General features: G+C 33.3%; 8 protein-coding genes and 1 pseudogene. All 9 read left to right on the top strand.

Features of this window, described 5'->3' with window-relative positions:
• On the top strand, nucleotides 1-807 hold an 807-nt coding region (locus ACTJIV_RS19945), incomplete at its 5' end, for a hypothetical protein (RefSeq protein ID WP_440629226.1).
• A gap of 11 nt (nucleotides 808-818) precedes the next feature.
• On the top strand, nucleotides 819-1,208 hold the full coding sequence (locus ACTJIV_RS19940; protein WP_111956300.1) for a hypothetical protein: 390 nt from the start codon (nucleotides 819-821) through the stop codon (nucleotides 1,206-1,208).
• A gap of 140 nt (nucleotides 1,209-1,348) precedes the next feature.
• Nucleotides 1,349-1,618 (top strand): annotated as a pseudogene (locus ACTJIV_RS19935) (RHS repeat domain-containing protein); the annotation flags it as partial.
• 890 nt (nucleotides 1,619-2,508) lie between these two features.
• On the top strand, nucleotides 2,509-3,129 hold the full coding sequence (locus ACTJIV_RS19930) for a hypothetical protein (protein WP_440629225.1): 621 nt from the start codon (nucleotides 2,509-2,511) through the stop codon (nucleotides 3,127-3,129).
• A 49-nt stretch (nucleotides 3,130-3,178) separates the two neighbouring features.
• Entirely contained in the window at nucleotides 3,179-4,288 is a 1,110-nt protein-coding gene (locus ACTJIV_RS19925; protein WP_440629229.1) for an RHS repeat domain-containing protein, read from the top strand.
• Nucleotides 4,289-4,290: 2 nt separating this feature from the next.
• Nucleotides 4,291-4,788: a hypothetical protein gene (locus ACTJIV_RS19920; RefSeq protein WP_440629224.1), complete on the top strand. Its 498-nt coding sequence runs from the start codon at nucleotides 4,291-4,293 to the stop codon at nucleotides 4,786-4,788.
• A gap of 135 nt (nucleotides 4,789-4,923) precedes the next feature.
• Entirely contained in the window at nucleotides 4,924-5,070 is a 147-nt protein-coding gene (locus ACTJIV_RS19915; protein ID WP_440629228.1) for an IS1/IS1595 family N-terminal zinc-binding domain-containing protein, read from the top strand.
• A 52-nt stretch (nucleotides 5,071-5,122) separates the two neighbouring features.
• Nucleotides 5,123-5,203, top strand: a complete 81-nt coding sequence (locus ACTJIV_RS19910; RefSeq protein ID WP_440629227.1) for a hypothetical protein — start codon at nucleotides 5,123-5,125, stop codon at nucleotides 5,201-5,203.
• A 232-nt stretch (nucleotides 5,204-5,435) separates the two neighbouring features.
• Entirely contained in the window at nucleotides 5,436-6,173 is a 738-nt protein-coding gene (locus ACTJIV_RS19905) for an RHS repeat domain-containing protein (RefSeq protein WP_440629223.1), read from the top strand.
• Nucleotides 6,174-6,177: the final 4 nt, after the last annotated feature.

Here is a 6,177-nt window from a genome sequence, read left to right as displayed (position 1 = left end):
TCGGGAGGTCATAATCCAAACTGGTTAGGCTTAGGAAATACCGGAAACCTTGAATCAGGAGGATATGGGGGAGGAAATGGTTATTCTGTTTTATCATCATTGGGTAGCTCAAACGACTATCTGCTGGATAATCTTATTGCAGGGTGGACAGCAAGAGGTATAGACACCAAAATTTCGAAGAATGGCTATCTATCATATTGGACAGGAGGAGCTGCAGGATATGGAAGTACTTCTCAGGAAATGGTTGCGCATATGTTGAAACTCTCTGAATCTTATATTGATAATATAGATTGGCACAAGACTTCTCAAGGCTTTAGGTCATGGTCTGGAAATGCTTATTCAGTCAATGAATTTATCCTACAGCCAGCAGCTGACAGAGCAGCATTATATGGAGCGGGTAAAGCCTTTTCAACAACTAATTTAGTTTTTGAAAAAACAATTCTTGGTCAAAGGATATATCAGCCTTTATTAGAAATAAGTTCAATAAAAGCGCAAAGGCTTGCTGCAGGAACTAAAATTGCAGGAAGAGTCTTGGGTGGAATCGGAATAGGTTTGGCATTTATTGATATAAATCAAAAAGGACCCAATACATCAAATTCTCTAGATCTTGTAATGTCGGTACTTGCCGTTTCGCCAACAGGTTGGGGACAAGCTATAGCAGGAACTTATTTTTTGGCTAATTTTGCTACTCAATTAGTTACAGGCAAAGATATAGGGCAGCATATTGAAGGAGCTGTTAATAAATACTATAACGACGGAGTAAGAGCAGAAGAACAAAGGAAATATAACGAAGCCATGGGCTACTAAAAATTACATATATGATACTCATTGATTATTTATATTATCAAATAACTAATTTTTATCTTCATTATGAGAAAGATGGAACTCATAAAGCATCCGGAATTATTGGAGCTTGCTCTTTAATTTCTTTCAATTTAATATTTATATTAATGTTTTTAGATCATTTTTATAATAAAAATACTATTCCATCAAACAAGTATATTATAATAATATATTGTTTACCTATTATTTTATTAGTTGGTTTAAGATATTGGAAATTTACTTCCTATGAACAAATTAGAGAAAAAGTAAAGGGTTTTGATAAAACGACAAGAATAATAGCTGATATTTTATTAATCATTTATATTATTATTTCATTTTTTGGGTTATTTATTTTTAGTCTTTATACAGGATCATTAAAACATTGAAATGAAACTTGTAATTGCTACCTTATTTAGGACAAAAGTTTATCCTTCTTAGACTCTTTATTAAGAGAGCTTTATAAAATAATTAGGGTGTTGAAATCAGTACCCTAATTTTAATTTAAAATAGATTTTGCTAAGACAGCGCAGAAGCTCTTGAAGAAAACAATTATTATCCATTTGGATTAAAGCATGAAGGTTACAATGTTTTAGTAGGGAACCCTGCTTATAATTACCAGTATAACGGTAAAGAGCTACAAAAAGAAACTGGCTGGGGAGATTACGGAGCCAGAATGTATATGGCTGATATTGGCAGATGGGGTGTGATAGATCCTCTTGCTGAACAGATGAGAAGATATTCGCCTTATAATTATGCTTTTAATAACCCTGTAAGCTTTATAGATCCGGATGGGATGGCACCGCATCAGTTTAAGATGCCTGGCGATTCCCGCCCTGATGCCTACTCGGGAGGTCATAATCCAAACTGGTTAGGCTTAGGAAATACCGGAAGCCTTGAATCAGGAGGATATGGAGGAGGAAACGGTTATTCTGTTTTATCATCATTGGGTAACTCAAACGACTATTTACTGGATAATCTTAGAGCTGCATGGGCCAATAATGGAATGTTCTCCAGTATGAATAGTAATAGTGATATTACCTGGTGGACAGGGAAACCAAGGGAAAGTATTTCTTTAACAAATGATGGAGTAAATGTAGATACTGATCCTGGAATTATGCATGTTCTGAAAATTTTAAATAATAATTTAGTTGGATTGGTGAATGATATAGATGATGCAAGTAAAAGCTTGATGAAGTATCAAACAGAAGATTTTTTTATTGATGCTGAAAAGCACATTAATGGGAGTTTAGGTGTATCTGGAATGGCTTTAGATGGGTTTAATAAATTATCAAATACATCAAAATTAAGATCATTATATTTATTATCAGCTGTAACTGGAATTAGAGCAGGTAAAATTCTCAATGGAGCTAAAGGTTTCGCAAATTCTTTTGGGAAGATTTCTAAAAGTCTGGGAGTTATAGGTACAGGTTTAACAGTAGGGGTTAATGCATATGAATATTATTCAGGTACTTGGGATGCACATACGGTGATTAATACGGCTCTAATAGGTGCTACTGCTATAGCGACATTTGTAACTATGCCAGCTGTTGTTGCAGCTGCCCCTGTTATTCTTACTGCTGTTGCAGTATATGGCGTAGCAGATTATGTTTTTGGCATAGGAGATTCGATTGATAAAAATTTCGGTAGGAAATCAACATTTTGGTATCCTTAAAACTATACATATAAATGGAAAAATTTTCAATACTAAGCTTTTCAACTAAAAAATTATTGATATATACTATTATTGCTTTTGTAGTAACAACACTTCTAACTATATTAACTTCTATATATATAGGTGAAAAAGTTTTTCCCGCAATCGTGTTTTTATCTACTATTGTTATCAGTATATTTTGGATAAAAAAGTGCTGCTGGACTTCGTATCAAATAATAATAGATAATGATAAGCTATTTATAAATAATAGAAATTATTATTTATTGGATATTATCAAATATACATTTGAAGATACGGAGAAATATTATGGACTGAAGTTAGTTTTTAAATCAGACAATTTTTTCTTTAACATTTCTAAAAAAAATAGTTTAGACTATTTGGCTTTTAAAATTAAATTTATAGAAGCTATAGATCATTTAAAAGAAAATCATAATATTAGTGTACCTAAATATGATTGGTATAAAACAAAGTCTGCTAAAATATATGGTTATATAACTGCTTTGGTTCTTATATTGTGGATAATTGCCATGTTTGTATACCCTGAAAGATTAAAGATTTCCAATATAGGCCTGTTTTTTATTGTTTTAGCTGGGTTGTCTCCTATCCTTTTGAAAATATTTAGAAATAATCGATGAAAATAAGGAGAAACTTTGAATAATCTTAAAAAATTTTTAGACAGAAAAAATCGCAGAAGTTCTTGAAGAAAACAATTATTATGCATTTGGTCTAAAGCATAGTGCAGGAATGGTCCCGACAGCCAATGCAGCTTACAGTTATGGATACAACGGTAAAGAACTACAGAAAGAAACAGGCTGGGGAGATTACGGAGCGAGAATGTATATGGCTGATATTGGCAGATGGGGCGTAATAGACCCTCTGGCTGAACAGATGAGAAGATATTCTCCGTATAATTATGCTTTTAATAATCCTGTAAGCTTTATAGATCCGGATGGGATGGCACCGCATCAGTTTAAGATGCCTGGCGATTCCCGCCCTGATGCCTACTCGGGAGGTCATAATCCAAACTGGTTAGGCTTAGGAAATACCGGAAACCTTGAATCAGGAGGATATGGGGGAGGAAACGGTTATTCTGTTTTATCATCATTGGGTAACTCAAACGACTATCTGCTGGATAATCTTATTGCTGGATGGGCATCACAAGGTATAGATGCTAAAATTTCGAAGAATGGCTATCTGTCATATTGGACAGGAGGGGCTGCAGGATATGGAAGTACTTCTCAGGAAATGGTTGCGCATATGATAAATATTTCTGGGAGCAAAGAAGAAATATACTCACCTTTAAGTCAAGGTAATACCTTACTTTCTTTTAATGGGGTTTATATGACACAGTTATCATATAGAGAATATATTGGTACAGCTAAGCCAAATGTACCGTTTAAATATAGGGGTATTAAATATTATGGTAATGGAAGAACTTTTCTAAAATCAGAAAGTTTGGTTAGCGTTAGAGGTGTTATCAAAATAGGTAAATTTTTAGGACCTGTAACTGTTGGATTAGGTGCAATACTAGATTATGGATATGGTGTAAAAGAGTACGAAAGAGACCCTAATTCTCCTAATGCTGTTTCTCCTAATAAAGCTCATTTGAATGCTGTAATGGGATTATATGGATTGTCAGGTGTAGGGACTATACCTTCAGTTCTCTATTTTGGAATAGATTCATTTTACCCTGGAGGAATTGTGGGAGCATCCAAAACAGCAGCAAGAACTGAGGCATATGAACAACAGATAACAGGCCATCCTCTTTTTAGTAATTCAGCTTTAAAATTTTAATTATGTTAATTAAAAAAGTATATTATTTTTATTTCTATTCTTTTTATAAATTTTGGGATTGTATTTCAATTCCAAAATTTTGGAGTGATACAAAATCAGTAATTTCTTTGATTGTATTGAAAAGTTTCTTATTTATAAGTGTCATGTATTATTTTGATCTTAATTTTTCAAAAGGTCAATTAATTTTATTCAGTTTAGTGTTTATAATCCTTCCTGATCTTTATTTATTTGTGTTTAGGAATGAATGGAAGTCTTATCTAGTTTATTATGATAACTTATCAAAAACTAAGAACAAAATATATAAAATGATTGTTGGTTTTACTGTATTATTAGTCATTGGAAATTTTTTATATTCAATTGAGTGGATGAATCAAAGAGCTAAGAAAAATCAAACTGGCCCTTATTCCACAGAATACATACAGCAAGAAAAAAAGAAGGATTCAGTTGATCATGCAATGTATCTAAAAGAAATGGAAGATATTAGAAATGGCAAAAGGTAACGGTCATGTTCCAAAGTGGTAAAGTTTCAAAAATGTTGGTTTTCTTTATTAATCGAACTTAACGAGAAATAATAAGTATTAATTTTATAGAATAGAGGGATCGTTTGGCCCCTCTACTTGTTTTTTTAATAGAAAATTGGAGTCCTTATACAAGTAAAAGTTTACTCATGTGTCAAATGTGTTGGTGATGATTTTATAAAATATGACAAAACTAATTATGGAAAGCAACGCTATCAATGTAAGTTCTGCAAAGCCATAAGTGTTTTTACAATATTCTTATAATGCTTATAAAAGGGACATCAATACAAAGGTTATTCAGCTAACTAAAGAAGGCATGAGGATAAGAAGTATTGCGAGAATATTAAAAATTTCAACAACTACTTTACTTAAAAAGAATTGTTGCAATTGCAAATAGTATCAGTCAACCTCTTATTCCATATTATCAAACCTATGAATTAGATGAATGAGGTTTTTCATCAGAAAAAAATCTAATGTAATGTGGCTGGTATATGCCATTAATAAGAACACCAAAGAGATTGTCGAGTTTTATATTGGTAAGAGAAATAACAAAACGTTGAATTCTGTTGTTAACTTTGATCACTTCCAAAGTTTAAAAAATCTATACCTATGGTATGGGTAGGCAGAATATGGAGACTTCTAAAACAACAGAATACCTTGACGGATTCCAGGGATTGTCGGCAGGTTCTCCTCTTATCCTAAAATTTGTTCCTACCGCTGAAGGCTATTACAATTTGAAAATAATAAGTATTTACAGCTATACAGACCATTTGGGAAATGTGCGTTTAAGCTACTCCAAAAATTTATCTGGCAGCGCAGAAGTTTTTGAAGAAAACAATTATTATGCTTTTGGTTTAAAGCATGAAGGTTATAATGCTTTATCTGGAAATCCGGCTTACAGCTATGGATACAACGGTAAAGAACTACAGAAAGAAACGGGCTGGGGAGATTACGGAGCGAGAATGTATATGGCTGATATTGGCAGATGGGGTGTGATAGATCCATTAGCAGAGCAGATGAGAAGATATTCTCCGTATAATTATGCTTTTAACAATCCTGTAAGCTTTATAGATCCGGATGGGATGAAGCCAAGAGAATTTGCAATGGCAGGTGATGGATTCGGTAATGTGGATGTAAGTTCCGGCTGGACCAATCCAAACTGGCTGGGATTAGGGAATGATGATAGTTATGGTAGCAGCTATGGTTTTGGTTCTTTATTTTCTGGCGGTGGAGGTAGTAGTCCTGCGGCCAATATCATCCTTAATTTTATAAGAGGAGATAAAGAAGGTCTTGGTAACTTTGTAAATAAGGACTTTGAAGAAAACGGATGGCATGTTATTGATGCTTTAAGTTTAAGGACGCTTTAACTAA

Source organism: Chryseobacterium sp. 22532, assembly GCF_052044665.1.
In the GTDB taxonomy this organism is placed as follows: domain Bacteria; phylum Bacteroidota; class Bacteroidia; order Flavobacteriales; family Weeksellaceae; genus Chryseobacterium; species Chryseobacterium lathyri.
The sequence above is the reverse complement of the archived record's forward strand: the minus strand, read 5'-3'. Positions and strand labels throughout refer to the sequence as shown.